The organism is Modestobacter sp. SYSU DS0904, assembly GCF_054051115.1.
The window spans coordinates 12,993-38,568 of the sequence record NZ_JBJHAQ010000036.1 but is presented as its reverse complement, the minus strand read 5'-3'; the positions used below and the strand labels follow the sequence as shown (position 1 = coordinate 38,568).

General features: G+C 76.4%; 27 protein-coding genes and 1 riboswitch. Of the genes, 16 read left to right on the top strand and 11 right to left on the bottom strand.

What is annotated here, in order from left to right; translation table 11 throughout:
- Window positions 1-172: 172 nt before the first annotated feature.
- Window positions 173-284: riboswitch (TPP riboswitch) on the top strand.
- The 8 genes from ACI79U_RS18055 (at window position 278) to ACI79U_RS18020 (ending at window position 5,994) form a co-directional block, all read left to right on the top strand.
- A complete protein-coding gene (locus ACI79U_RS18055; RefSeq protein WP_457068585.1) occupies window positions 278-1,612 on the top strand; it encodes a purine-cytosine permease family protein in 1,335 nt (444 codons plus the stop codon). (Overlaps the previous riboswitch by 7 nt.)
- Window positions 1,609-2,241, top strand: coding sequence for a thiamine phosphate synthase (gene thiE, locus ACI79U_RS18050; protein ID WP_457068587.1), 633 nt, complete (start codon window positions 1,609-1,611; stop codon window positions 2,239-2,241). The genes ACI79U_RS18055 and thiE overlap by 4 nt, the downstream gene beginning before the upstream one ends.
- The gene (gene thiO, locus ACI79U_RS18045) at window positions 2,238-3,356 is read left to right on the top strand and encodes a glycine oxidase ThiO (protein ID WP_457068589.1); all 1,119 of its coding nucleotides are present in this window, start codon (window positions 2,238-2,240) and stop codon (window positions 3,354-3,356) included. Before thiE ends, thiO begins: the two co-directional genes overlap by 4 nt.
- Window positions 3,353-3,556 carry a sulfur carrier protein ThiS gene (thiS, locus tag ACI79U_RS18040; RefSeq protein WP_457068591.1) on the top strand — a complete coding sequence of 68 codons (204 nt, stop codon included), beginning with the start codon at window positions 3,353-3,355 and terminating at the stop codon, window positions 3,554-3,556. The genes thiO and thiS overlap by 4 nt, the downstream gene beginning before the upstream one ends.
- Before the next feature lie 2 nt (window positions 3,557-3,558).
- Window positions 3,559-4,389, top strand: a complete 831-nt coding sequence (locus tag ACI79U_RS18035; RefSeq protein WP_457068593.1) for a thiazole synthase — start codon at window positions 3,559-3,561, stop codon at window positions 4,387-4,389.
- A gap of 10 nt (window positions 4,390-4,399) precedes the next feature.
- On the top strand, window positions 4,400-4,984 hold the full coding sequence (locus ACI79U_RS18030; RefSeq protein ID WP_457068595.1) for a thiamine phosphate synthase: 585 nt from the start codon (window positions 4,400-4,402) through the stop codon (window positions 4,982-4,984).
- Window positions 4,985-5,013: 29 nt separating this feature from the next.
- Window positions 5,014-5,337, top strand: a complete 324-nt coding sequence (locus ACI79U_RS18025) for a DMT family transporter (protein WP_457068597.1) — start codon at window positions 5,014-5,016, stop codon at window positions 5,335-5,337.
- A gap of 216 nt (window positions 5,338-5,553) precedes the next feature.
- Window positions 5,554-5,994 (top strand): ATP-binding protein, encoded by a 441-nt coding sequence (locus tag ACI79U_RS18020; protein ID WP_457068599.1) that lies wholly within the window; start codon window positions 5,554-5,556, stop codon window positions 5,992-5,994.
- Window positions 5,995-6,018: 24 nt separating this feature from the next.
- Here ACI79U_RS18020 and ACI79U_RS18015 read toward each other — a convergent pair whose 3' ends face one another.
- Window positions 6,019-8,568, bottom strand: coding sequence for a SpoIIE family protein phosphatase (locus tag ACI79U_RS18015; protein ID WP_457068601.1), 2,550 nt, complete (start codon window positions 8,566-8,568; stop codon window positions 6,019-6,021).
- A 94-nt stretch (window positions 8,569-8,662) separates the two neighbouring features.
- Between ACI79U_RS18015 and ACI79U_RS18010 the strand changes: the two genes are divergently transcribed.
- Entirely contained in the window at window positions 8,663-9,772 is a 1,110-nt protein-coding gene (locus ACI79U_RS18010; protein WP_457068603.1) for a hypothetical protein, read from the top strand.
- A gap of 22 nt (window positions 9,773-9,794) precedes the next feature.
- On the opposite strand, the gene ACI79U_RS18005 is transcribed toward ACI79U_RS18010, so the two are convergent.
- The gene (locus ACI79U_RS18005; protein ID WP_457068605.1) at window positions 9,795-11,624 is read right to left on the bottom strand and encodes a gamma-glutamyltransferase family protein; all 1,830 of its coding nucleotides are present in this window, start codon (window positions 11,622-11,624) and stop codon (window positions 9,795-9,797) included.
- Between the two features lie 1,138 nt (window positions 11,625-12,762).
- Between ACI79U_RS18005 and ACI79U_RS18000 the strand changes: the two genes are divergently transcribed.
- Window positions 12,763-13,734, top strand: a complete 972-nt coding sequence (locus ACI79U_RS18000; protein WP_457068607.1) for a nucleoside hydrolase — start codon at window positions 12,763-12,765, stop codon at window positions 13,732-13,734.
- 18 nt (window positions 13,735-13,752) lie between these two features.
- Here the strand turns inward: ACI79U_RS18000 and ACI79U_RS17995 are convergent, their stop codons facing one another.
- From ACI79U_RS17995 to ACI79U_RS17980, 4 genes are read right to left on the bottom strand one after another with little or no spacing between them, the layout of a single operon-like run.
- On the bottom strand, window positions 13,753-14,739 hold the full coding sequence (locus ACI79U_RS17995) for a glycine betaine ABC transporter substrate-binding protein (RefSeq protein ID WP_457068609.1): 987 nt from the start codon (window positions 14,737-14,739) through the stop codon (window positions 13,753-13,755).
- Window positions 14,739-15,566: an ABC transporter permease gene (locus ACI79U_RS17990; RefSeq protein WP_457068611.1), complete on the bottom strand. Its 828-nt coding sequence runs from the start codon at window positions 15,564-15,566 to the stop codon at window positions 14,739-14,741. The genes ACI79U_RS17995 and ACI79U_RS17990 overlap by 1 nt, the downstream gene beginning before the upstream one ends.
- A complete protein-coding gene (locus tag ACI79U_RS17985; RefSeq protein WP_457068613.1) occupies window positions 15,563-16,795 on the bottom strand; it encodes an ATP-binding cassette domain-containing protein in 1,233 nt (410 codons plus the stop codon). Before ACI79U_RS17985 ends, ACI79U_RS17990 begins: the two co-directional genes overlap by 4 nt.
- Complete coding sequence (locus ACI79U_RS17980) at window positions 16,788-17,429, bottom strand: ABC transporter permease (RefSeq protein ID WP_457068615.1); 642 nt, start codon at window positions 17,427-17,429, stop codon at window positions 16,788-16,790. The genes ACI79U_RS17985 and ACI79U_RS17980 overlap by 8 nt, the downstream gene beginning before the upstream one ends.
- A 399-nt stretch (window positions 17,430-17,828) precedes the next feature.
- Here ACI79U_RS17980 and ACI79U_RS17975 point away from each other — a divergent pair, with 399 nt between their 5' ends.
- Both ACI79U_RS17975 and ACI79U_RS17970 read left to right on the top strand, forming a co-directional pair.
- A complete protein-coding gene (locus ACI79U_RS17975) occupies window positions 17,829-18,158 on the top strand; it encodes an STAS domain-containing protein (protein ID WP_457068617.1) in 330 nt (109 codons plus the stop codon).
- Between the two features lie 77 nt (window positions 18,159-18,235).
- A complete protein-coding gene (locus tag ACI79U_RS17970; protein ID WP_457068619.1) occupies window positions 18,236-18,718 on the top strand; it encodes an ATP-binding protein in 483 nt (160 codons plus the stop codon).
- Here ACI79U_RS17970 and ACI79U_RS17965 read toward each other — a convergent pair.
- Entirely contained in the window at window positions 18,715-19,170 is a 456-nt protein-coding gene (locus ACI79U_RS17965) for an AAA family ATPase (protein WP_457068621.1), read from the bottom strand. The two genes, ACI79U_RS17970 and ACI79U_RS17965, sit on opposite strands and share 4 nt — an antisense overlap.
- A 78-nt stretch (window positions 19,171-19,248) precedes the next feature.
- Between ACI79U_RS17965 and ACI79U_RS17960 the strand changes: the two genes are divergently transcribed.
- Window positions 19,249-19,596 carry a PRC-barrel domain-containing protein gene (locus ACI79U_RS17960; protein ID WP_457068623.1) on the top strand — a complete coding sequence of 116 codons (348 nt, stop codon included), beginning with the start codon at window positions 19,249-19,251 and terminating at the stop codon, window positions 19,594-19,596.
- Between the two features lie 2 nt (window positions 19,597-19,598).
- Here the strand turns inward: ACI79U_RS17960 and ACI79U_RS17955 are convergent, their stop codons facing one another.
- The 3 genes from ACI79U_RS17955 to ACI79U_RS17945 form a co-directional block, all read right to left on the bottom strand.
- The gene (locus ACI79U_RS17955) at window positions 19,599-20,288 is read right to left on the bottom strand and encodes an NYN domain-containing protein (protein ID WP_457068625.1); all 690 of its coding nucleotides are present in this window, start codon (window positions 20,286-20,288) and stop codon (window positions 19,599-19,601) included.
- Between the two features lie 86 nt (window positions 20,289-20,374).
- Window positions 20,375-22,003: an acyl-CoA dehydrogenase family protein gene (locus tag ACI79U_RS17950; protein ID WP_457068627.1), complete on the bottom strand. Its 1,629-nt coding sequence runs from the start codon at window positions 22,001-22,003 to the stop codon at window positions 20,375-20,377.
- A 30-nt stretch (window positions 22,004-22,033) separates the two neighbouring features.
- Window positions 22,034-22,429: an SRPBCC family protein gene (locus ACI79U_RS17945; RefSeq protein ID WP_457068629.1), complete on the bottom strand. Its 396-nt coding sequence runs from the start codon at window positions 22,427-22,429 to the stop codon at window positions 22,034-22,036.
- A gap of 76 nt (window positions 22,430-22,505) precedes the next feature.
- On the opposite strand from ACI79U_RS17945, the gene ACI79U_RS17940 reads away from it, so the two are divergent.
- A complete protein-coding gene (locus tag ACI79U_RS17940; RefSeq protein ID WP_457068631.1) occupies window positions 22,506-23,024 on the top strand; it encodes an N-acetyltransferase family protein in 519 nt (172 codons plus the stop codon).
- Between the two features lie 2 nt (window positions 23,025-23,026).
- Here ACI79U_RS17940 and ACI79U_RS17935 read toward each other — a convergent pair whose 3' ends face one another.
- Window positions 23,027-24,307 (bottom strand): competence/damage-inducible protein A, encoded by a 1,281-nt coding sequence (locus tag ACI79U_RS17935; protein WP_457068633.1) that lies wholly within the window; start codon window positions 24,305-24,307, stop codon window positions 23,027-23,029.
- Window positions 24,308-24,440: 133 nt separating this feature from the next.
- Here ACI79U_RS17935 and ACI79U_RS17930 point away from each other — a divergent pair, with 133 nt between their 5' ends.
- Both ACI79U_RS17930 and ACI79U_RS17925 read left to right on the top strand, forming a co-directional pair.
- Window positions 24,441-25,268, top strand: a complete 828-nt coding sequence (locus ACI79U_RS17930; RefSeq protein ID WP_457068635.1) for a hypothetical protein — start codon at window positions 24,441-24,443, stop codon at window positions 25,266-25,268.
- Window positions 25,265-25,570: a hypothetical protein gene (locus ACI79U_RS17925; protein ID WP_457068637.1), complete on the top strand. Its 306-nt coding sequence runs from the start codon at window positions 25,265-25,267 to the stop codon at window positions 25,568-25,570. Before ACI79U_RS17930 ends, ACI79U_RS17925 begins: the two co-directional genes overlap by 4 nt.
- The last annotated feature ends 6 nt before the right edge of the window (window positions 25,571-25,576 follow it).

Below are 25,576 nucleotides of genomic sequence, written 5' to 3'. Positions count from 1 at the left end.
GCCGGCACGACCCCAGCCGCGCCCGATCCGGCTCAGCCGCGCCTGCCCAGACCCCCTCTTCGCCAAAGTGGCCACTTTGGCGAAGAAGGCCGGGAGCCGGGTTCCGGCCGGCGGGGTTCCCCGGCGGTCTGCCGGTGGACCCCGGTGGCCTACTGTGGCTTGCGTCATGGCCGATGCCATGTGCGGGAGCTCGGGCGGAACCGGGCTGAGAGGGCGACGGAGCGTCGCCGACCGCTGGAACCTGACCGGGTAATGCCGGCGTAGGGAGCGATACCTGATGAGCACCCCCACCCGTCCGTCCCCCATGGCCGGGGACGCCCCCCTCACCCTCACCGAGCCGCCACCCCGCACCCTCGGCTTCCGCGACTCGCTGGGCCTGTGGGGCAACCTCGGCATCAGCCTGCTGCTGCCGGTCGCCGCGGTCTACGTGGTCATGCCCGGCCGCTCGCTGTGGGTGACGATCGGCGCCATCGTCGTCGGCGCCCTGATCGGCGCGGCGCTGCTGGGCGCCACCGCCGCGGCCGGCGCCCGCGAGCAGGTGCCGGCGATGGTGCTGCTGCGCGGCCTCCTCGGCCGGCACAGCAGCTACCTGCCCACCGCGCTGAACCTCGTGCAGTGCATCGGCTGGGCCACCTTCGAGATCGTGATCATCGCCGAGGCCGCGTCCCGGGTGCTCGACGCCCCGCGCTGGCCGTTCGTCCTCGGCGCCGGGGTGCTGGCCACCGCGATGGCGCTGCGACCGCTGGGCGTCGTCCGGGTGCTGGCCCGCTACGCGGTGTGGGCGGCGCTGGCCGCGCTGGTCTACCTGTACGTGCAGGTGCTCCGCGAGCCGCTGCCCGAGCTCACCACGGGCAACGCCACCACCTTCTGGACCGCCGCGGACATCGTCATCGCGCTGCCGGTCTCCTGGATCCCGCTGGCCGCCGACTACACCCGGCACGTGCGCAGCAGCCGGGCCGCCGGCCTCGGCGCGGGCCTGGGCTACGGCATCGCCACGGTCGTCATGTTCACCCTCGGCGTGCTCGCGCTGGCCGCCTACGGCAGCGCCGGGCTGGACGTCATCGACGCGCTGCTGGTGGTGCCGCTGGGCGCGCTGGCGGTGCTGCTGCTGGTGGTCGTCGAGCTGGACGAGGCGTTCGCGAACCTCTACTCGACCGCGGTCTCCGCGCAGAACGTCGTCGCCCGGGCCGACCGGCGGGTGCTGGTCCTGGTCGTCGGCGCGGTGGCCACCCTGCTGGCGCTGACCTTCGACATCGCCGCCTACGAGCCGTTCCTCTTCCTGATCGGCGCGGTGTTCGTGCCGCTGGCCGGGGTGTTCCTGGTGGCCTACTGGCTGCTGCCCCGCGGCGCCTGGAACACCTCCGACACCGCGCCGGCCCGCCTGGAGCTGCTGCTGCCGTGGGTGGCCGGCTTCATCGCCTACCAGCTGACCCTGCCCACCTACTTCGCCGGGCCGGGAGCGGGCTGGACGACGTGGTGGACCGAGCGGCAGACCGACCTCGGCATCGACCCGGCCAACGGCTGGTCGGCGTCGCTGGTCAGCCTGGCGGTGGCCGTGCTGCTCACCCTGGTCGTGCGGGCCCCGGCGCTGGTGCGGGGACGCCGGTCGTGACCCTGGGGCGGCTGCACGTGCTCACCGACGCCCGCGGTGGGGCGGCGGCGCTGGCCTCGGTCGAGGCCGCCGTCGCCGCCGGGGCACCGGTCGTGCAGGTCCGCGCCAAGGGCGGCACCGACCGGGAGCTGTACGAGTTCGCCCGCGCCGTCGTCGCCGTCTGCGCCCCGGCCGGGGCGACCTGCCTGGTCAACGACCGGGTCGACGTCGCCCTGGCCGTCGGCGCCCACGGCACCCACCTGGGCGCCGGCGACCTGCCGCTGGCCGCCGCCCGCCGGGTCGCCGGGCCGGGGCACCTGCTCGGCGGCACCTGCCGCGACCCGGAGCTGGCCCGGCAGCTGGTCGCCGAGGGCGCCGACTACCTCGGTGTCGGCCCCGCCTGGCCCACCACCACCAAGACCGGTCTGCCCGACGCGCTCGGCCCGGCCGGCATCGCCGCGGTCGCCGCCGCGGTCGACGTCCCGGTGATCGCCATCGGCGGGGTGACCACCGCACGGGTGCCGGAGCTGCTGGCCGCCGGCGCCGCCGGGGTCGCCGTCGTGGGCGCGGTCTCCGCCGCCGCCGACCCGGCCGCCGCCACCCGGGAGCTGCTCGCCGCGCTGGACCAGGCGGGGGGCGGCGGCCGGTGAGCACCGACGTCGTCGTCGCCGGGGGCGGGCTGATCGGCCTGTCGGTGGCCTGGCGGGCCGCCCAGCGCGGGCTGTCGGTGACCGTCGTGGACGACGCCCCCGGCGCCGGCTCCTCGGCCGCGGCTGCGGGGATGCTCGCCCCGGTCACCGAGGCGTCCTACGGCGAGGAGGCGCTGCTGCGGCTGTGCCTGGCGTCGCTGCAGCGCTACCCCGCCTTCGTCGCCGAGCTCGAGCAGGCCAGCGGCCTGCCGGTGGAGCTGCGCACCGTCGGCACGCTGGTCGTCGGGTTCGACGCCGACGACGTCCGCCAGCTCGACGAGCTGCACGCCTTCCAGACCGAGCTCGGCCTGGACGCCGAGCGGCTCACCCCCCGGGCCACCCGCCGGCGCGAGCCCGCGCTCACCCCCCGGGTCCGCGGCGGGCTGGCCGTCTCCGGCGACCACTCCGTGGACGGGCGCGCGCTGCACGCCGCCCTGCTGGCCGCCTGCACCGCCGCCGGGGTGCAGCTGGTGCGCGACCGGGCGGCGCAGCTCACCGTCACCTCGGGCCGGGCCACCGGCGTCGCGCTGGCCGGCGGCGGGGAGCTCACCGCCGGCACCGTCGTGCTCGCCCTGGGCGCGCACAGCGGGAGCCTGCCCGGCACGCCGCCGCTGCCGGTGCGGCCGGTGAAGGGCCAGATCCTGCGGCTGGCCGGCGCGTCCGGGCTGCTGGGCGGCACGGTGCGGGCGCTGGTCCGCGGCCGGCACGTCTACCTGGTGCCCCACGGCGACGGCCGGCTGATCGTCGGCGCCACCGTCGAGGACCTCGGCTTCGACGCCCGGGTCACCGCCGGCGGCGTGCACGACCTGCTGCACGACGCCATCGAGGTCGTGCCGGAGGTGGCCGAGCTGGAGCTCACCGAGACGCTGGCCCGTTGGCGCCCCGGCACCGCCGACAACGCACCGCTGCTGGGCGCCACGTCGCTGCCCGGGCTGGTGCTGGCCACCGGACACCACCGCAACGGCGCCCTGCTCACCCCCGTGACCGGCGAGGTGATCGCCGAACAGCTGACCACGGGGCAGCTGCCGGCGATCGCCTCGTCCTTCACCGTCGACCGGTTCGGGAGGACCGCATGATCACCCTCACCGTCAACGGCGCCCCCGCCGAGCTGCCCGACGGCGCCACCGTCGCCGATCTGGTGGCGCAGCGCGCCGCGGGCCACGACCGGGTGGCCGTCGCCCGCAACGGCGACGTCGTCCCGCGCAGCAGCTGGCCGACGACGCCCCTCACCGCCGGCGACACCGTCGAGGTGCTCGCCCCGACCGCAGGAGGCTGACCATGGGCACCGCCGAGGACCTGGACCCCGAGGAGCTGGGCGCGGCGCTGGCCGCCGAGGAGTCCGGCGACACCTTCACCATCGCCGGGGAGACCTTCCGCTCCCGGCTGCTGCTGGGCACCGGGGGCGTCCCCAGCCTGGAGGTGCTCGAGCGGGCCATCCGGGCCTCGGGCACCCAGCTGGTGACGATCGCCCTGCGCCGGGTGGAGGCCTCCGCCAGCGGCGCGATGCTGCAGGTGCTCGAGCGCTGCGGCGTCCGGCTGCTGCCCAACACCGCCGGCTGCTTCACCGCCCGCGAGGCGGTGCTCACCGCCCAGCTGGCCCGGGAGGCGTTCGGCACCGACTGGGTCAAGCTGGAGGTCATCGGCGACGAGCACACCCTGCTGCCCGATGCCGTCGAGCTGCTCGACGCCGCCGAGCAGCTGGTCGCCGACGGCTTCCGGGTGCTCGCCTACACCACCGACGACCCGGTGCTCGGCCGCCGGCTGGCCGACACCGGCTGCGCCGCGGTGATGCCGCTGGGCTCCCCGATCGGCAGCGGGCTGGGCATCCGCAACCCGCACAACATCGCGCTGCTGCGCGAAGCGGTCGACGTCCCGGTGGTGCTCGACGCCGGGATCGGCACCGCCTCCGACGCCGCGCTCGCCATGGAGCTGGGCTGCGACGCGGTCCTGCTCGCCTCCGCGGTCACCCGGGCCCGGCACCCGGAGCGGATGGCGCTGGCGATGCGCCAGGCCGTGGAGGGCGGCCGGCTGGCCCGCACCGCCGGCCGGATCCCCCGCCGCTGGCACGCCGAGGCCTCCACCCCGATGGCCGGCCTCCCCGAGCTGTGAGGCCCCACCGGTGACGTCGCTGCCCCGGCTGCTGGTGCTCACCGACCGTGCCCAGTGCGCCGGGTCGCTGGTCGGCGCCGTCGCCGCCGCCGTCGCGGCCGGTGCCCGGGCGGTCGTGCTGCGGGAGAAGGACCTGCCCGCGCCCGAGCGGGAGCGGCTGGCCGGCGAGCTGGCCGCGCTGCTCGCGCCCGTCGGCGGGCTGCTGGTCACCGCCGGCCCCGGCCCGGGGGACGCCGTCCACCTGGCCGCGCGGGACGCGTTCCCCGGCCCCCGGCCGGCGCTGGTCGGGCGGTCCTGCCACGACGCGGTGGAGGTGGCGCAGGCCGCCGCCGAGGGCTGCGACTGGGTCTTCGTCTCCCCGGTCAACCCCACCGCGTCCAAGCCCGGGTACGGACCGGCCCTGGGGCTGCCCGGCCTCGCACGGCTCGCGGCGGGTGCGCCACCGGTCTACGCGCTCGGCGGCATCACCCCCGCAGACGTCACCGGGTGCCTCGCCGCGGGGGCGCACGGGGTGGCGGTGATGGGCGCGGTGATGCGCGAGCCGACCGCCGTCCGGGAGTACCTGGCCGCGCTGGGCCGACCCCGGGTGGGCTGAGGGAGCCGGGGCGCCGCCATGATCGGGGGGTGCCCTACCTGCTGCTCGCCTGCGCCATCGCCAGCGAGGTGGCGGCGACCTCGTTGCTCCCCCGCACCGCCGGGTTCACCGTGCCGCTGCCCACGGTGGCCGTGCTCGCCGGGTACGCGCTCTCCTTCCTGCTGCTGGCCCAGGTGGTGCAGACCGTCCCGGTGGCCGTCGCCTACGCCATCTGGTCGGGCGCGGGGACCGCCGCGGTCGCCGCGATCGGCGCGACGCTGCTCGGCCAGCCGCTGTCCGGGTGGCAGGTGGCCGGCCTGGTGCTCGTGGTCGTCGGCGTGGTGCTGCTCAACCTCGGCGGAGCCGGGCACTGACGTGGATGGGGCGGATGTGACTACGGAACCGATCCGTGCGGAGTCATCCTCGGGATCCGGCGACCGGTGCCCTAGCGTCGCCCGGGACCGGATCGGACACACCCGAGCACCCCGCTGAGACATGGTTCACATCGGCTTGATGTTTGGTCGGGTCCTGCCGAGCCAAGACAGTGGGTCGCCGTCGAGCAGCCGACGGTCGGAGCGCGAGGAGACCGAGTGAGTGGCGAGACGGCGCGCCTGGCGTGGCCCTCCTCGCCGCCCCCACCCGCTGCGGACGGCTGGACCTGGGACCTCACCACGGTCGCCGAGCTCCCCCGGGTGCGCGCCGAACTGCGCCGCGGCCTGGCCGCCCGGTCCGGCGGCGACGCCCGCGCCGAGGAGCTCGACGAAGCCGTCGTCCTGGCCTTCGACGAGATGGCCTCCAACGCCCTGCGGCACGGCGGCGGTGGGGTGCGCGCCCGCGTGCAGCAGACCCCGGGGGCGTGGCTGATCGAGGTGCGCGACTCCGCGGCCACCCGCCCGCCGCAGCCGGCCGTCGGCCGCGACCCGAGCCAGGGCGGCCTCGGCCTCTACCTCATCGCCGAGATGGCCGACGACCACGGCTGGCACCTGGCCGACGGCCAGAAGAGCGTCTGGGCCCTGCTCCCCCGCGGCTGAACCGCCCCGCGCCGGTACCCCGGTTCACCCGACCGGCGGCAGCACCCGCGGCACGATCATCGGCCCGGCCTCCGGTGGGCGCGGCCGGTCCTCCGGGTGCAACCGCACGGCCACCAGCGCCACGTCGTCCTCCGACCCACCGGGTCGCATCCGCGCCACCAGCTGGTCGCAGAGCTCGGCGAGGGGGCGGTCACGCAGCTCACCGAGCAGGCCGGACAGCCGGGCGACGCCGTCGTCCAGCGGCAGGCCCGGCCCCTCGACCAGCCCGTCGGTGTAGAGCAGCACCGTCGATCCCCACGGCAGGGTGAGCACCTGCTCCTTGCGCGCGGCCGTCGGGTGCACGCCCAGCATCAGGTCGGCCCGCTCGGTGGCCAGCACCTGCACCCCGCCGTCGGGGGCCAGCACCATCAGCGGGGGGTGCCCGGCGCTGGACCAGCGCAGCCGGGTCTCCCCACGCCCGCGCTCCTCGGGGGTCTGCTCGAACCGGGCGACCGCCGCGGTGGCCAGGGCGTGCACCTGCAGGCCCTCGATGGCCCGGTCCAGGTCGCCGAGCACGTGCGCCGGCCCGCCGCTGGTGCTGTAGGCGATGCCGCGCAGCAGGCTGCGCAGCTGGCCCATCGCCGCGGCGGCCACGGTGTCGTGGCCGACGACGTCGCCGATCGCGACGACGGTGGCCCCGTCGGGCTGCAGGAACGCGTCGTACCAGTCGCCGCCGACCTGCGCCGCCCGCACCGCCGGCACGTACCGGACGGCGATCTCGGCGTGGTCGGGCTCCGGGGGGGCGGTGAGCAGGCTGCGCTGCAGGTCCTCGGCCATCCGCCGCTCCTGCTCCTGCAGGGCCGCGCTGTCCAGCGCCAGGGCCACCCGGTCGGCGACCTCGCTCAGCGTCTCCTGGTCCCAGATGTCCATCAGCTGCCGGCCGCGGGCGCGGTAGACGCTCATCGCGCCCAGCACGCGGCCCCGGGCCCGCAGCGCCAGGGTGACCGCCGAGCCGGGGTCGAGCTCCCGGTAGACGTCACGGACCTCCCCCTCGGGCAGCCCGTCGCCGACCGCCGCGGCGACGTCGGGGACGACCCGCACCCCACCGCTGAGCACGGCCTGCACCAGCGGCGCGGTGGAGTCCAGCGCGGCGAGCCGCAGCTCGGCGTAGCGCGCGGCGGCCGGGCGCAGGTCGGGGTCGACGTGCCAGCTGGCCACGTCGTACAGCCGACCGTCCTCCTCGACCAGGCTGGCGATCGCCCAGTCGCCCAGCCCCGGGACGACGGCCTGGCTCAGCTCCTGCAGCGCCGCCCGGGCGCTGCGGCGTTCGACCAGCGCCGCCGACAGGGCGTCGGAGACCTGGGCGATCAGCGCCAGGCGCTCCTCCCGGCGCCGGGCGGCCTCCTCGGCGCGGCGACGCTGGGTGACGTCGAGGAAGTACACCGCCAGGCCGTCGGGGTCCGGCCAGGCCCGCACCTCGTACCAGCTGTCCAGCGGAGGCGGGTAGTACGCCTGGAAGACCGTCATCTCGCCGGTCCGCAGGGCCGCGCGGTAGTGCAGCTCGAAGTCGCTGCCGACCGCGTCGGGGAACAGCTCCCAGACGACGCCCCCCAGCAGCTCGTCCCGCGGGCGGCCCAGCAGCCGCTCCGCCTCCCCGTTGACGTAGGTGAACCGCCAGTCCCGGGACAGCGAGAAGAACGCCGAGGGCATCGACTCCAGCACCCGGGAGACCCGCACGTCGGCCACCCGGTCGGCCGTCGTGTCGTGCGCGGCGCCGATCAGCCGGACCGCCACCCCCCGCTCGTCGCCGAGCGCCCGGCCACGCCCGCGGATCCAGCGGGTCTGCCCGGAGGGGAGCACCACCCGGCACTCCGTGTCGTACTGCCCGCAACTGTCGATGGCGGCCTGCAGCGCCCCCTGGACACGCTCGACGTCGTCGGGGTGCACCCGCGCCACGAAGGCGTCGATCGTGCCGGTGAAGTCGTCCCGGTCGTAGCCGAACATCGCCAGCGACCGGTCGTCCCACACCAGCCGGCCGGCGGCCAGGTCCCAGTCGAAGCTGCCGATCCCGGCCGCGTCGATCGCCAGGTCCCAGCGCACCCGGCCGGTCTCCAGCTCGGCGGTGACCGCGGAGAGCTCCAGCTCGGTGACCACCGGGTGGGCCAGCCGCTCGAGCAGCGCCACCTCCTCGGCCGTCCACTCCCGGGGCTCCGGCCCGAACACGGCCAGCACCCCGACCACGGCACCGCCGGCGTCGAACAGCGGGACCCCGAGGTAGCTGGCGACCTCACCGGCCCGCACGGCCGGCAGCGCGGCCACCCGCGGGTCGGTGCGGGCGTCGGGGTAGGCCCGGGGCGCCCGGGCGGCGACGACCGTGCCGCCGAGGGTGTCGTCGAGCCGGCGCTGGGTGCCCACCCGCCAGACCGGGCGCCCGGCCGTGCCCACCACCGTCTGCACCTCGCCGGCGAGCGCGACCCCGGCCGACGGCGCCCGCAGCAGGCTGGCGGCCAGCTCGGTCAGCCGCCGCAGCCCGGGCGGGCCGGCGGCGGCGACCGTCTCGCTGCCGAGGGTGCCGTTCGGCTCCTGCGACGTCATCCTCGGTGGCCTCCACCCCCTCGCCGGCAGGGGGCGGGTGGCCACCGTGCCGTCGCCTGATTCTGCCCGGTCCCATCGGGGCAGGAAGGCGGGGGTGGAGTTCCCCGACCGTCCCCGCCTCCGGCCCGGGTCCCTGGCCCGGACCTGGGCACGTCACCCCCGGGCCGGACTCGCCGTCAAGGCCGCCGTCGCGGCGGCCATCGCCTGGGCGCTGGTGCAGCTGCTGCCCGGGCCGGCCGCCGACTACCCGTACTACGCGCCGATGGGTGCGCTGCTGGCCACCACCACCAGCCTGACCGGTTCCGCCCGCGAGTCGTCCCAGACCGTCGCCGCGGTGGCGATGGGCGCCGCGATCGCGCTGGTCGCCCAGGTGGTCCCGGCGCCGACCCTGCTCCGCATCTCCGTCGTCATCGGGCTCGGGGTGCTGCTGTCCGGCTGGCGCCGGCTGGGCAGCGCCCGGAGCTGGGTGCCCACCGCGGCGCTGTTCGTGCTGATCTTCGGCGACCGCGATCCGTTCAACTACGTCGCCGGGTACGTCGGGCTGATCATGTTCGGCGCGCTGATCGGCATCGTGGTCACCGCCGTGCTCCCGCAGCTGCCGATGGCGCCGGCCCAGGAACAGCTCGCCCGGTTGCGCGACGTGCTGGCCGCCCAGCTCGACGACCTCGCCGACGGCCTGCAGCAGGAGCACCCGCCCACCGAGGAGGAGTGGCGGAAGCGCACCCACACCATCGACCCGGTGCTGGCCCAGATGCGCACTGCGGTGCAGGAGGCCGACGAGGCCCGCCGGGGCAACTTCCGCGCCCGCCGCTACCAGCAGGACGCCAACCGGCAGTACGCGCAGGCCCGGGCGCTGGAGCGGCTGGCCCTGCTGGTGGAGGAGCTGACCGAGCTGCTGGCCGACACCGAGCGGGCCGACCGGGAGCGGGTCACGCTCGGCCCGGCGCTGCGGCCTCCGGCCTCGACGGCGCTGGCCCGGCTGGCCGGGGTGCTGCGCTCGGTGGACGGCGGGGCGAGCGCCGCCGACCCGGACGAGACCCGGGCCGCCTACGACGCGCTGCACCAGCTCGCCGACGCCCTCCGGGAGGCCCGGCGGCGGACCGACGACGACCTGTTCGCCGCCAGCAGCGTCGTGGTGGCGATCCGCCGGGCGCTGGCCGCGGTCGTGCCGCAGGAGCTGGCCGAGGAGGAGGCCCCGCGCTGAGCCCCGCCCACCGGGGCGGGGCTCAGCGGCCGACCGCGTACCCCTGCATGCCGCGGGGGTTGGCCGCTGCCTTGAGGACGCCGGTCTCCGGATCGATCGAGACCGCCGAGAGCCGACCCAGCGACCACGGGTCGGCGACGGTGACCGTGTGGCCGCGGCGGCGGAGGTCGGCGAGCACGCCCTCCCCGATCCGGGACTCCACGACGAGCTCCCCGGGGGTCATGTCCCGCGGGAAGAACGACGACGGGAAGCTGGTGGTGTGCCAGGCCGGCGCGTCGATGGCCGCCTGCAGGTCCAGCCCGCCGTGCACGTGGGCCAGCCAGAAGCACAGCTGCCACTGCTCCTGCTGGTCGCCGCCGGGGGTGCCGAAGGCCAGCGTCGGCACGCCGCCGCGCAACGCCAGCGACGGGGTGAGGGTGGTCCGCGGGCGCTTGCCCGGCACCAGCGAGTTGGGCAGCCCCGGCTCCAGCCAGAACATCTGCGCCCGGGTGCCCAGCGGGAAGCCCAGCGAGGGGATGACCGGCGAGCTCTGCAGCCAGCCACCCGACGGGGTGGCCGAGACGATGTTGCCCCAGCGGTCGACGACGTCGATGTGGCAGGTGTCGCCCCGGGTCGTGCCGCGCGTGTCGACGGTGGGCTCCCCGACGCCGGCGATCGTGGCCGCCGCGGGCCGCTCCCGCGCCGAGGTGTCGGTGACGAAGGCGGGCAGCCGCGGCGGGCGCCCACCGGGTGAACCGGGCCGCAGCTCGGTGCTGGCCCGGTCGCCGATGAGCGCCCGCCGTTCGCTGGTGTAGGCGACCGACAGCAGGTCGTCCACCGGCACGCTCTCCTCGTCGCCGTACCAGGCCTCGCGGTCGGCCATCGCCAGCTTCGTCGCCTCGACGCTGGCATGCACCACCTCGGCGGTGTCGGCGTCCGTGGAGACGGAGGCGGACCTCCCCGCGGTCCCCGCCGGGAGGACGCCGTCCAGCATCGCGAGCGCCTGGAGCAACGCCGGGCCCTGGGACCACGGCCCGGCCTTCGCGAGCGTCCACCCGCGCCAGTCGAGGGTGACCGGCGGCTCGTACGTCGGCTGCCACCGGGCGAGGTCCTCACCGGTGAGGAACCCGCGGTGCGGACGACCGGAGTCGTCCATGACCGGGGACCGGGAGAACTCGTCGATCGCCTCGGCGACGAAACCCGTGTACCAGGACGCCAGTGCCGCGTCGATCTGCGCCTCTCGGGAGGGTCCGCGCGCTGCGTCGAGCAGTCGGCGGTAGGTCGAGGCGAGGACCGGGTTGCGGAACAGGCGGCCGGCGGTGGGAGGTGCTCCGTCGGGGGCGAGCCAGGTGGCGGCCGAGGTAGGCCAGTGCGTGCGGAAGTGCTCGGAGACCGAGGCGACGGTCGCGGCGACCCGCGGGAGGAGCGGGTGGCCGTGCTCGGCGTACTCGATGGCGAAGCGGAGGACGGCGTCCAGCGGCAGGGTGCCGTGGTCGCGCAGGAGCGTGAGCCAGGCGCCGACGGCGCCGGGCACGGTGGCGGCCAGCAGACCCGTTCCGGGCACGAGCCCGAGTCCGAGGTCGGCGAACGCCTGGGTGGTGGCCGCGGCCGGGGCTACGCCCTGGCCGGACAGCACCGTGGGGACCCCCGCGCCTCCGGCTGCCCGCGGGCCCCGGGCGAACAGGATCGGGACCTCGCCCCCCGGGCCGTTGAGGTGCGGCTCGACCACGTGCAGGGTGAGACCCGCAGCGACCGCGGCATCGAACGCGTTCCCACCGGCCTCGAGGGTCGCCATGCCCGCGGCGCTGGCGAGCCAGTGCGTCGAGGCGACCATGCCGAAGGTGCCGGCGAGCTCCGGCCGCGTGGTGAACACCCGGCCACCCTAAGGACGCGCGGGCGGATCGCGCTGCGCGGCGATGGCCCCGGGTTGCGCGGCGCCTCGCGGTCCGGCGTCGGCTCGTCGTCCTCCGGCGCCCGGTGGCGCCAGTCGGCGGGCAGCGCCGGCGAGCGTTCCGGGGTCAGGACGAGCGGCCGGACGACCGGCGGCTGCGGGCGGTTCCACGCCAGGTGCGCACCGTGTTCGCCGCTGCCCCACGTCGCCGCGGCACGGGCCGCGCCACGCACCCGGGCCGTCAGCGCGCGCAGCGGGGCGGTCGCCCGGGACGTCGGCCGCGCCAGCCGCACCGGGGTGGTGAGCAGGTCGGTGCCGAAGTCGGTGGCGAAGTCGATCGCCGCCTCCAGCTCGGGGTCGACCCGCACCCTGCTCCGGGGGGTCGCCGTCGGCGCGGGGACCGGCCGGTCCGCGACCGGGCGGTGCACCGGGCGCACGGCGCCGTCGGTGAGCCGGTAGACCCGCTGCGGCGGCCGGTTCCAGGCCAGGTGCGCACCGTCCGGGCCGGCGCCCCACCGGCCGGCCCGCTCCACCAGTGCCCGCGGCCGGGTGAGCAGTCCGCGGCGGACCGGGGCGGTTCGCGGCTCCGGTTCGTCGTGGGCGCTGGTCCGGAGCCCGAGGACGCCCACCGCCAGGCCGACGGCCAGCCCGGCCGCCAGGTCGCCCATCCCGTACTCGTCGCACGCGGCCTGCGCTGCCCGGTGGGGGCCGGCGTCGGGCCGTCGAGCGGGGTGGCCGGTCAGGTGCCGGGTCGCGCTCCGGGCGGTGGCCGGCGCTGCGGTCAGGGCGGCCGGGCGGGCCGTCCCGACCAGCTGAGCGTCGTCCATGTCGTCCTCCGTGACGTAGTCGCCGCGGCCGGGGAAGGGGCCGCGGACAAGGAGAAAGATAGGGACGACGGCGCGTGCGGACCGGCTCCCGAGACGCTCCGGTCCGGCCGCGTGACCGAACCGTTGCCGGGCACCCGCGAACCGGTCGGTCACCGTCCCCTACCGCGACCACTTGTCGACAGCCGCGCGGGAAGTCCCAGGTCAGGACGGCGGTGGACGCGGCAGGGCGGCCGGTGACCTCGGCGGCCACCGCGCCGTCCCGGCGTGTCGGGTGCGTCTGGTGGGATGAGCGGGTGACCGACTCCGCTCCGCAGCAGGGCATGACCCCCGTCCCGCTGGTGATCGACACCGACCCCGGGATCGACGACGCGCTGGCCGTGCTCCTCGCGCTGGCCAGCCCGGAGGTCGACCTTCGGCTGGTCACCACGGTGCACGGCAACGTGGGCCTGGCGCAGACCACGGAGAACGCGCTGCGGGTGCTCCACCTGGCCGGCCGGTCCGACGTCCCGGTCGCCGCCGGCGCCCGCAGCCCGCTGGTGGTGCCGGTGCCGCGGCGGGCCGGGCACGTGCACGGCGAGGCCGGGCTGGGTGGGGTCGAGCTGCCGCCCTCACCGGCGGCGGTCGACCCGCGGCCGGCGGTGGTGGCGCTGGCCGAGGAGCTGCTGGCCAGCCCCACGCCGGTCACGGTGGCCGCGATCGGGCCGCTGACCAACATCGCGCTGCTGCTGGCGGTGTACCCCGACGCCGCCGCCCGGATCGGCCGGCTGGTGCTGATGGGCGGCTCGGCGGCCCGGGGCGGCAACGTCACCGCCGCCGCGGAGTTCAACATCTGGGCCGACCCGGAGGCGGCCGCCGTCGTCCTCGGGGCCGGGCTGCCCACCGTGCTGGTGGGCCTGGACGTCACCCTGCCCACGGTGCTGACCGGGGCCGGCATCGCCCGGTTCGCCGCCGCGGGGCCGGTGGGCGCGCAGGCGGCGGCGATCCTGGGCCAGTACGTGGACCACGCCCGGGACGCCTACGGCACCGACGGCGTGGTGGTGCACGACGCGCTCGCGCTCACCGAGGCGATCGCGCCGGGCACGCTGTCCACGGTGCGCCGGGACGTCGTCGTCGACACCGGCCCGGGCGCCGGGCGGGGTCAGACACTGGTCGACCGCCGCGCCCCGTCGACGGCGCCCTCGGCCGTCGCGGTGGCCGAGGGCGTCGACAGCGCGGCCACCGTGGAGTTCCTGGTCGGCCGGCTGGAGCGGCTGGCCCGGGGCTGACCCGGGCCGGCACGCTCGTCAGCCCCGCTCGACGAGCCCTTCGGAGACCATCCAGTCCAGCGCCACCTCGGCGGGGTCCTCCCCCTCGACGTCGACCCGGCCGTTGAGCTCGACCAGCACCTCGTCGGTGAGCAGCGGGGTGATCTCGGCGAAGACGTCGGCGATCTCCGGGTACTCCTCGAGCGTCGCGGTGAGCACCTCCGGGGCGATGTTGTACGCCGGGAAGTAGTTGCGGTCGTCCTCCAGCACGGTCAGGTCCAGCGACGCGATCCGGCCGTCGGTGGTGTAGACCTCGCCGAAGTTGCAGATCTCCCCGTTGTCGGTCGCGGTGTAGACGGCGCCGGTGTCCAGGATGCTCACGTTGTCCCGGGGCACGCCCTGCGGGTCGCCCAGCGGGATGTCGTAGGCCTCCAGCATCGGCTCGAACCCGTCGACCCGGGTGGCGAACTCGGACTCGACGCAGAAGGTCCGCTCCTCCACCGGCAGCTCGGCGATGTCGGAGAGGGCGGAGACCCCGCCGAGGTCGTCGACCGCCTCGCTGCGGACGGCGAAGGCGTAGGTGTTGTTGGCCTCCGCCGGCGGCAGCCAGGTGATGCCGTTCCCCGCGTCGGCCTCCCGGACCGCCTCCCACTGCTCCTGCTGGTCCGGGATGCCCTCCTCCATGCCCAGGTAGTTGATCCAGGCGGTGCCGGTGTACTCCCACTGCATGTCGGTCTCGCCCTCGAGCATGGCCGCGCGGGCCGGTGCCGCCCCCGGGATGCCGCTGCGGTCGGTGACGTCGAAACCGGCCGTCTGCAGCGCGATCACCGCGATCTTGCCCAGGATCAGCTGCTCGGTGAAGTTCTTGGCGCCCACGGTGATCGGGGCGCCGTCGACCTCGGCGATGGGCTGGATCTCCCCCGGCTCGGCCGGGGGTGTGAAGCTGGTGGCGCTCTGCAGCCCGCAGCCACTGAGCAGCAGGGCCCCCGCCCCGAGCGCGGCCACGGACCTCATCGGTGTGCGCATCAGAGTCCCTTCGGTCGGGCCGCGTGCTCGACCACCCGGCCCAGCCAGTCGATGGCCAGCGCGAGCAGGCCGACGAGCACCCCGCCGCTGATCAACAGCGCGTTGTTCGACAGCGTGATGCCGGTGTTGATCAGCACACCGAGACCGCCGCCGGAGATGAAGGTGGCCAGCGTGGCGGTGCCCACCAGCAGCACCAGCGCCGTCCGGACGCCGGCGAGCATGACCGGGACGGCCAGCGGCAGCTCGACCCGCCGCAGCACCGCGGTGCCGCTCATGCCCATGCCCCGGCCGGCCTCGACCAGCCGGGCGTCGACCCCCTGGATGCCGACCATCGTGTTGCGCAGCACCGGCAGCGCCGAGTAGACGACCAGCGCCACGACCGTCGTCCAGAAGCCGAAGCCGAGCCAGATCGCCAGCAGGACGAACAGGCCGATCGCCGGGGCGGCCTGGCCGATGTTGGCCACGGTGATCACCACCGGCGTGAAGCGGCGCAGCGCGGGACGGGTCAGCGCGATGCCCAGCGGGATCGCGATGGCCAGCACGATGGCCGCGGCGACCACCGTGAGCGCCAGGTGCCGCAGCACGCTGTCCCACAGCGTGGCGGCGCCCAGCTGCCGGGCCTCGGTGTCGCTGAGCGTGGCGGTGGTCCGCCACAGCAGGAAGGCCGCGACGCCGACCAGGACCAGCAGCGGCTGCACGGCCAGCGCCCGCCAGCCACCGCGGGCCTGCTCCGGGGCGGCGGCGTCGCGGGTGGCGCTCTGCGCCGCCTCGGGACGGAGCAGCGGGTCGGGACGCTGCGCGGTGTGCGGGTGCTCGGGGGCGGTCATCCGCTCACCTCGTTCCGGGTGCGCTGGATGCGCTCCATGATCGTCTCGATGGAGACGATCCCGGCCAGGCTGTTCTGCCGGCCGACCACCACCGCGCCGCCCTGGCTGGCCGCGAGCATGGTGTCCAGCGCGTCGTTGAGCGTCGAGCCGAGCCCGACGACCGGCAGCCGCTCGTCGACGGTCGCCGGCACCTGCGTCATCCGGCTGACCTCGGCCAGCGTCGGCCAGCTGATCGGCCGGCCGCGGCGGTCGAGCACCACGACGTAGTCGTCGCCGGCGGCCCGGGCCCGCGCCACGGCCTCGGCGGCGTCGTCGCCCACCGAGGCGGTGGTGACCGGCCGCATGTCGAGCTCGTGCACCCGGGTGAGGGTGAGCTGCTTGAGGGTCGCGCCGGCGCCGACGAAGTCGGCGACGTACTCCTCGGCCGGCTCGGCCAGGATCGCCTCGGGGGTGTCGTACTGGACGATCCGGGCGCCGACGTCGAAGACGACGATCTTGTCGCCGAGCTTCACGGCCTCGTCGAAGTCGTGGGTGACGAAGACGATCGTCTTGCCCAGCTCCTCCTGGATCCGCAGCAGCTCGTCCTGCAGCCGCTGGCGGGTGATCGGGTCGACCGCGCCGAACGGCTCGTCCATCAGCAGCACCGGCGGGTCCGCGGCCAGCGCGCGGGCGACGCCGACCCGCTGCTGCTGACCGCCGGAGAGCTCCTTGGGGTAGCGGTCCCGGTAGACCTCCGGGTCCAGCCCGACCAGCTCCAGGAGCTCGTCGATGCGCGCGGTGACCCGCTCCTTGTCCCAGCCGAGCATCCGCGGCACCATGCCGATGTTCGTGCCCACGGTCATGTGCGGGAAGAGCCCACCGGCCTGGATCACGTAGCCGATCCGGCGGCGCAGCTGATCGGGGTCCTGCCGGGTGACGTCCTCGTCGCCGAGGTGGATGCTGCCTCCCGACGGCTCGATCAACCGGTTGATCATCTTCAGCAGGGTGGTCTTCCCGCAGCCCGAGGGGCCGACGAACATGACCGTCTCGCCGGCGGGGATGTCCAGCGAGACGCCGTCGACGGCGGGCTGGTCCTGGCCCGGGTAGCGCTTGGTCACGCCGTCCAGCCGGATGGCGACGCCGCTGACCCGGCGCTCGCCGGGGACCGGGCCGCCGCTCGCCGGCTGGGCGGCCGTGGCGCCGGTCGGGGCGCCGGCGGGTGTCCCGGCGGAGGTCGAGGTCTCAGACACGGATCCCCCTGGGGGTGGTGAGGCGACCCAGCAGCAGGAGCAGCAGGTCGAGGACGAGGGCCAGGACGACGATGGCGATCGTCCCGGTGAGTGCGGAGTTCAGGGCGTTCGCGCCGCCCAGCCGGGAGAGGCCGGTGAAGATGAAGCCGCCGAGCCCCGGGCCGAGCACGTAGGCGGCGATGGCCGCGATGCCCATGACCATCTGGGTGGAGACGCGGACCCCGGCCAGGATCACCGGCCAGGCCAGCGGGATCTCCACGCGCAGCAGGGTGGCCAGCCGGCTCATCCCCATGCCGCGCGCCGACTCGATCAGCGCGGGGTCGACCCCGGCCAGGCCGACGACGGCGTTGCGCAGCACCGGGAGCGCCGCGTAGAAGGTCACCGCGATCACCGCGGGGGCGATGCCGAACCCGAAGGGGGCCAGCAGGATCCCGAGCAGGGCGAAGGCGGGGATGGTCAGCCCGACCGCGGAGAAGCCGTTGGCCACCCCGGTGGCCCGGGGGCTGCGGTAGACCAGCACGGCCAGCGCCAGGGCGATGAGCGAGCCGAGCACGACGCACTGCACCACCAGGCTCACGTGCTGGAAAGCCTGGAAGGCGATCTGGCCCCGCCGGTCGAGGACGTAGTCCCACATCCGGTCTGTCTCCTCCTCTGCGGGGTCGCACGGCGCAGGCGCCGGGACCCGTCGGTGCCGGTCGGTCGGCTGCGCCGGCGGCGGGTGTGAGCCCGGCCGTCTCCTGCACAGCTCGCTGACCACGGAAAACGGCCGTTCTCCACCGTCACACATCGCCCGGTGGGGCGCGAGTCGTGGGTCATGACGATGCTGTGACGGCGGGCCGACCGGCGCCTCTGCCCCCATCGGGCGACCGCCCCCCGGCGGGGGATGGCCGGACCGTGTGCGGGGGCACACGATCTGTCCTGTACACACGGCAGGTGCCGCGCTGATCGAGCGCACGGTGGCGCGGCGCCCGGTCGTGGTCTGCGAGGAGGAGTCATCAAGACGGTCAGGTCGGCTGCCGAGGCGCCGTTCGAAGTGACGCTGGCGGACGGGCCCCAGCCCGGCCAGGTCGTCGCCCGGGTCCGTGGCGAGCTCGACGCCGCCAGCAACCCGCTGCTGCAGCAGACCCTGCTGCGCGCACTGCGCCGTGCCGAGCGGCTGCTGACCATCGACCTCTCCGAGGTGACGTTCTTCGGCTCGGCCGGGGTCACCGCACTGGTCTGGGTCAGCCAGCACCGGGAGGCGGCCGGGAAGCACGTCACCGTGGTCGCGACCAGCCGGGTCGTCACCGGTCCGCTGGAGCTGACCGGTCTGCTGGACCGGCTCGACGTCGAGGGCATGCCGGGCTCCGGCGCGCCCGCCTGAGACCCCCACCGTGCACTGCGGAGCGTGATCGGCCACCATGGACCCGGTCAACGACCCGGCCGGCGAGAGGACCCGACGTGAGCGGACTGGTGTGGCCGTCGGCCCCGGTCCCTACCGAGGACGGCGACGTCTGGCGGTGGGAGCTGCCGACCGTGCACGACGCGTCGCGGGTGCGGATGGACCTGCGGGCGCGGCTCGCGCACCCCTCGTTGGCCGCCCGGTCGACCGAGGACGCGCGTGAGGGCCTGCTGCTGACCTTCGAGGAGCTGTCGTCGAACGCCCTGCGGCACGGGGGCGGCGCCGTCGAGGCGCTGATCGTGGCGATGTCCACCGGCTGGCTGATCAGGCTGACCGACGGCTCCCCCGACGCACCGCCGCGGCCGGCGATCGACCGCGACCCCGCCTTCGGTGGCATGGGTCTGCCGATGGTGGCGCAGCTGTCGGTCGACTACGGCTGGTGCAGCGAGCCCGGCCGCAAGCACGTCTGGGCCCGGCTGCCCTCCGGCCTGGCGACCGCCTCGGTGCCCCGGCCGCGCAGCTCCTCCGGCCCCGCCAGCTAGCCACCGGGGCAGGACGGCGGCCGGACCACCTCGACGGCGTCGAAGCCCTCGTCGGTGCTGGGCGGGGTGAGCCGCCGCCGGGTGTCGAACACCCCGACGAGCGGCACCCGGGCCCGGCCCTCGCGGGCGTCGTTGCGCGCCAGGCAGGTCTCCAGCGGGGTGTCCACGAAGACCGCGCGCACCGGGACGCCGGCCGCCCGGGCCAGCGCGACCAGCGGTGCCCGCTCGGCCGGTGCGGGGTTGGTGTTGTCGACGACGACGCTCGCGCCCCGGGCCAGCAGCTCGGCGACCACCCGCTGCTGACGCGCCTCCCGGCGGCGGGCCCGCGGCCAGTGGTCCTTGCTCACCACCTCGTGGCTGCCGGCCAGGTGCGAGGCCACCCAGCTGGACTTGCCCGACCCCTGCAGGCCGACCAGCACGACCAGCTCCTGACCCGCCCGCGCGCCACCCACCCCGCCATGGTCGCGCGGTTGGCGCCGCTCGCGCCCGGGCAGGGAGCAGCGACTGCCACCGAACCCAGGAGGTTCCCCGTGTTCCCCGCCGAGAACATCCGTGACTGGCGCACCATGAACGTCGTCGACCCCGACGGCGGCAAGATCGGCACGCTCGAGTCGGTCTACGTGGACACCACCACCGACCAGCCGTTCTTCGCCGCCGTGATGACCGGGATGATCGGCCGGCGGCAGCTGGTCTTCGTCCCGCTCACCGGTGCCACGGTCAGCCCCGAGCACGTGCGGGTCACCGTCACCAAGGACCTGGCGAAGCACGCGCCGGCCATCGACACCGACGGCGAGCTGACCGCCGAGCAGGAGCCGGAGGTGTTCGAGCACTACTCGCTGCCCTACACCCCCGGCGTCCGACGGCTCGCCCGCCGCTGACGTCAGCCGCGGCGGGCGAGGAAGGAGCCGGCGGCCTCCCGCAGGTCCTTGGTCGGCCGCAGCCAGGCACCGTCGACGGGCAGGGCGTCCAGCCGCACCCGGTCCAGCGGGGCGGCGAACGCGCCCGGCACGTCCTCGATGTCGATGAACTGCAGCAGCTCGGAGGTGATCGCGTAGCCGGCGACCTCGCTGAACGCGACGACGATGACCTCGGTGCCGGCGCGGGCGAGGTCCTCCAGCGGCTCGGCGAAGTTGCGCCCGTCGCCGGAGAAGACCACCAGCCGGCGCAGCTGGTGGCTCTCCGTGCGCGCGCTGATGTGGTCGAGCATCGACTGGTCGATGTCGTCGTCGGCCTGCAGCTTGGGCCGGGCGAACACCGCGTAGCCGAAGCTGCGCAGCGCCTCCACCCAGCGCTGCAGGGTGACGGCGTGCTGCGGCGGCACGTTGGCGAAGACGCAGGCCTCGACCTCCGGCGGCGCCGCGGCGGCCGGGTCGTCGGCGCCGTCGACGAACCAGGCCGCGATCGCGTCGAACCGGGGGCGGGACGCCGCGGTGGGCCGGGCGCCGATCACCGTGGACAACGTCATGTCGATGTTGGGGGCGTCCCAGACCAGCAGGTCCAGCGCGGGGCGGTCGTCGTCCGCGGAGAACCGGTCGGCCGGCTCGGTCTGCACAGCTGCGTCGGCGGTCACAGGGGCAGTCTGCCGAACCGGGGTCGGCGACGGCGCACCCGCCGGTGCGGTCGCCCGCCGGCGCCGCCGCAGCCGTCCACCCTCGCTCATGCCGGCACGACCGCGGCGCGCTCGACCAGGGCCCGCACCGGGGTCCCCGCGGGCAGGGTGCCCAGCACGCCACCCCAGTCGCCGCCGAGCCGGCTGGCGCAGAACGCGTCGGCGACGGCGGTCGGGGCGAACCGCAGCAGCAGCGACGCCTGCAGGCACAGCGCGAGCCGGCCGGCGATCCGCCGGGCGCGCAGCGGCAGCTGGTCGGGGTCGGCCAGCTCGGCGGCCAGCGCGCCCAGCGCGGCGTCGTAGCGGGGGTCGGCGCCGCGGGCCAGGTCGAGCTCGGCGGTGACCGCGGCCAGCGCGGCGGACCCCGCGCCCAGGGCGCGCAGCACGTCCAACGCGATGACGTTGCCCGAGCCCTCCCAGATGGAGTTCAGCGGCGCCTGCCGGTAGAGCCGCGGCATCCCCGATTCCTCGACGTACCCGTTGCCGCCCAGCACCTCCAGCGCCTCGGCCACGGCAGTCGGGGTCCGCTTGCAGACCCAGAACTTGGCGACGGCGCCGGCCAGCCGCAGCAGGTCGCGCTCGCCGGCGTCCTGGGCGGCGGCCAGCCGGACGCCGAGGGCGGTGGCCGCCTCGCTCTCCAGCGCCAGGTCGGCCAGCACGTTCTGCATCAGCGGCTGGTCGGCCAGCAGGCCGCCGAACGCCGACCGGTGCCGGGCGTGGTGCACCGCCTGGGTGAGCGCCGCCCGGGTGGTGGCCGCCGATCCCAGCACGCAGTCCAGCCGGGTGGTGGCGATCATCTCGATGATCGTCGGCACGCCGCGACCGGGCGCCCCGACCAGCCACGCCGTCGTCCCGTCGAACTCCACCTCGCTGGAGGCGTTGGACCGGTCACCGAGCTTGTCCTTGAGCCGCTGCAGGCGGAACACGTTGCGCTCGCCCCCGGGCAGCACCCGCGGCACCAGGAAGCAGGACAGCCCCTCGTCGAGCTGGGCGAGCACCAGGAACAGGTCGCTCATCGGCGCGGAGGTGAACCACTTGTGCCCGGTCAGCGACCAGCTGCCGTCGTGGTTCGGGGTGGCCCGGGTGGTGTTCGCCCGGACGTCGGAGCCCCCCTGCTTCTCGGTCATCCCCATCCCGGCGACCAGGCCGGGCTTGGTGGCCGGGTCGGCGAGACCGAACCGGTACTCGCGGCTGGTCAGGCCGGGCCCCAGCGCCGCGGCGAGGTCCGGGGCCGCCCGCAGCGCCGGGACGGCGGCGTAGGTCATCGTCACCGGGCAGCCGTGGCCGGCCTCCACCTGGGTCCAGCCCAGGTAGCCCACCGCGCGGCGCACGTGCGCGTGGTGGTCGCCGGCCGCCTGGGCCGCCCAGGGGGCGCCGGCCAGGCCGTGCCCGACCGCGGCGCCCATCAGCTCGTGCCAGGCGGGGTGGAACTCGACCTCGTCGACGCGGTGCCCGTACCGGTCGTGGGTGCGCAGCCGGGGCGCGTGCTCGTCGGCCTGCCGCGCCCACTCCTGGGCCTGCGCGCTGCCGGCCAGCGCACCCAGGTCGGCCAGCGACGCCAGGGTGGCGGTGTCGGCGTGCCGCCGGCAGGCCTCGGCGAGCGCGGCGTCACCGGCGATCGGGTCGTGCCCGACCAGCGGCGGCGCCTGGTTGGTCACCTCGTGCGTGGCGCGCATGCCCGGCACGCTACGAGATGGCGGTGCGGGTCAGGTGGAGACGGTGACCAGCCGCTTGAGCGCCAGCAGGGCCAGCGGCGCGTAGCCGACGACCAGCGGCGCGAACCCGCTGATCCGCAGGCCGGCCGTCGTCCCGCCGTCCGGCGCCGGGCTCACCCAGTGCACCAGGCCGAGCCGGGTCGGGCCCACGGTCACCTGCCAGGCCCACCGCCGCTCCGCGTCGGACACCTCGTCGACGACGAAGCCGACGGAGGTGCTGATCGGGTCGTACACCCGGCCGCTCACCCCCGGGGCGATCCGCGGCGCACTCGCGTCCACCTTCTTGATCTGCGGCGACCACTCCGCCCAGCGGGCCGGGTGCAGGTAGCGGTCCCACACCTCGACGGGGTCGACCGGGCCGGTGGCGTGCAGCGTCAACGTCGTCACCGGCTCCTCCTGCCCGCTGCGTTCCACGTGGAACCCCGGCGTCGGCGACCGGCCCACCCGGACCGAGGATGTCGACGTGCCCGCTGCGCCCACCCTGCGCCCGATGACCCCGGACGACTGGCCCGCCGTCGAGGCCGTCTGGACAGCCGGGATCGCCACCGGCCTGGCGACCTTCGAGACCGCCACGCCCTCGTGGGCGGAGTTCGACGCCTCCCGGCTGCCCGGCCACCGGCACGTCGCCGTCGACGGCGAGGTGCTGCTGGGCTGGGTCGCCTGCACCCGCGAGTCGAGCCGGGACGCCTACGCCGGCGTGGTCGAGCACTCGGTGTACGTGGCCCCCGCCGCGCAGGGGCGCGGGGTGGGTGGCGCGCTGCTGCAGGCCCTGGTCGCCTCCACCGAGGCGGCCGGGATCTGGACCATCCGGGCCGGGATCCTGCCGGCGAACACCGCCAGCGTCGCGCTGCACGAGAAGCACGGCTTCCGGGTGGTGGGCCGCCGGGAGAAGGTCGGCCGGCGCATCACCGACGGCGTGCCCAGCTGGCACGACGTGCTGCTGATGGAGCGCCGCAGCCGGGTGGTCGGCTGGGTCGGCTGACCTCAGGTCGGCGGGCCACCGAGCAGCAGCTGGCGCAGCAGGTGGACGGCGAGCGTGCCGGTGCGCCCGCGGACGGCGTCCCGGTCACCGCGCAGCCGGTCGGAGTACGCCAGCGCGCCGTCCGGGCCGACGACGGCCAGGTGCACCGTGCCGACCGGCTTCTCCGCCGTGCCACCACCCGGCCCGGCCACCCCGGTGACCCCGATCCCGACGTCGGCGCCGAACCGGGCCCGCGCGCCCTCGGCCAGCGCCCGGGCGACCTCCGGGCTCACCGCGCCCCCCGCCGCCAGGGTGGCCGCGGGTACGGCCAGCAGCTGCTCCTTGGCACTGTTCGCGTAGGCCGCCACCCCGCCCAGCACCCGTGCGGACGCACCGGCGGGTGCGGTGAGCCGGGCGGTGACCAGCCCACCGGTCTCCGACTCCCCCACCGCCACCGTCCAGCCGCGCTCGTCCAGCGCCCGGGCGACCAGCTCGTCGGCCGTGGGTCCGTCGCTGAACAGCGTGCCGGCGAAGTCGGCGGTGACCGCCGCGACGAGGCGCTGGTACGCGTCCTCCTCGTCCGGCCCGTACCGGGTGACGATCTCCAGCTCGCCGTCGCGCAGGCAGGTGGTCACCTCCAGGCCGGCCAGCTGGTCCTCGACCCGCCGCAGCGTGGCGGCCAGCTCGGACTCCGGGGTGCGCCACAGCCGCAGCGTGCGCTGGCGCAGCTCGGTGGCGCCGGCCAGCGCGCGGCGCACCGGCTCGGCCGCCAGCGCGGCCGGCCACATGCCCTGCAGCTCCACCGGCGGGCCGGGCAGCACCAGCACCGGCGGCCCGCTGCGGCCGTCGGCCACCGGGACGACCAACCCGGGCGCGGTGCCCACCGGCTCCAGCACCGTGGCGCCGGCCGGCACGAGGGCCTGCTTGGCGATCCCCGCCGCGGCCGACTCCGGTTCGGTGTCCCAGCCCCGCCGGGCGGTCAGCTCGGCGACGACGGCGGCGATCCGCTGCTCCAGCGCGCGGTCGAGCGCCGACGGGCGGCCCTGGAAGAGACCGACCTCGGCGGCGGTGAGGTCGTCGGCGGTGGGGCCGAGCCCGCCGGTGGTGATCACCAGGTCGTTCCCCGCGGCCTGGAAGGCGAGCGCGGCGCGCAGGTCCTCGGGCCGGTCGCCGACGACGACGACCGTGCCCACGTCGACCCCCTGCGCCCGCAGCGCCTCGGCCAGCCACGGCCCGTTCCGGTCGGCGACCCGGCCGGTGAGCACCTCGGTGCCGGTGACGACGATCCCCGCGCGTGCAGCCACGGCTCGACCCTAGGTCCCGGCCACCTGGCCGGTCGACCGGGCCGACGCCGCTACCGTTCGACGGACCCCCTGCCCCGCCGCCGCACGGGCGCCGCGGTGCGTGCGGTGCCCGACGCCTGCCCCTGGAGGACCGATGAGCCAGTCCCATCCGCCGATCCCCGAGCCGCAGCCGGCCGCCGAGCCACCGGACGACGCCCCGCGCACCGAGTCGATCCTGCTGCCGCCCAGCCAGCGGCAGCACGAGCAGGCCGAGCAGCCCCCGGCGGCACCCGGCCCGGCGACCGGGCCCGCCCCGGCCTGGACCCCCTGGGCGGCGTCCGACGCGTACCAGCAGGCGGCGGCCCCGGGGGCGCCCGCGCCCAGCCAGCCCACCGGGCCGGTGGCCGGCGTCCCCGGCGTCGGCGCACGGCCGGGCGACGACCAGGCCGGTACCGGGAGCAGCGCTGCCGGTCCGCAGACGATGGTCGGGGCGCCGGCGGTGCCCGGGCCGTCGACCGCACCCCGGCCGTCCCCGGGACCGTCGTCCGCGGATCCCGGCGGGGAGCGGAACCGCCGGGGCGCCGCAGCCGGCCGGGTGGCGCGCGGCGCCGTGCAGCGGGCGGGCGAGGACCGGACGGTCCTCGTCGCCCTCGGCCTGGGTGTGCTGGGGCTGGTGCTGCTCGAGCTCGGGCTGGCGCTGGACTTCGGCACCGAGTCGGTGTGGGAGGTGACGCCGACGTGGTCGGCGTTCGCCACCGTCGCCGCCCTGCTGGCGCTGGTGCCGGGCCTGCGCCGGCTGGCCGGGGACCGGCTCGGCGCGCGGACGGCGTGGCGGGTCGGCGCCGGGGGCGCCGTCGGGCTCGCCGCGTTCTGGGTGCTGGTGGCGCTGCCGCTGGTCGCCAGCGACCGCGGCTTCCTGCTCACCGCGGCCCTGGCGGCGGCCGCCGGCGCCGTGTGGCTGGCGCCCGGCCGCCCGCGGTGACGGGCCCGGCGCGGGGCTGGCTGGGCGCGGCGGCGCTGCTCGGCGTGGCGGCGCTGGGCCTGTCCTGGGGGTTCGGGCCGGGGGCGGCGCACCCGGCGCGGGTGGCGGTCGTGCTGGGGCTGGTGCTCGCGGTGGCCGCGGTGCGCACCGGCCGGGACCGGCTGCTGCTGGCGGCCGTCGCCGCCGGCGCGGTCGGCGTCCTGCTCGGCGGCCCGGACCCGACCCCCGGGCGGCTCGCCCTGGCCGCCGCGACCGGCTGCCTGCTCGCGCACCGGGCAGCACGGCGCGCCCCGACCGCCTGAGCGGGC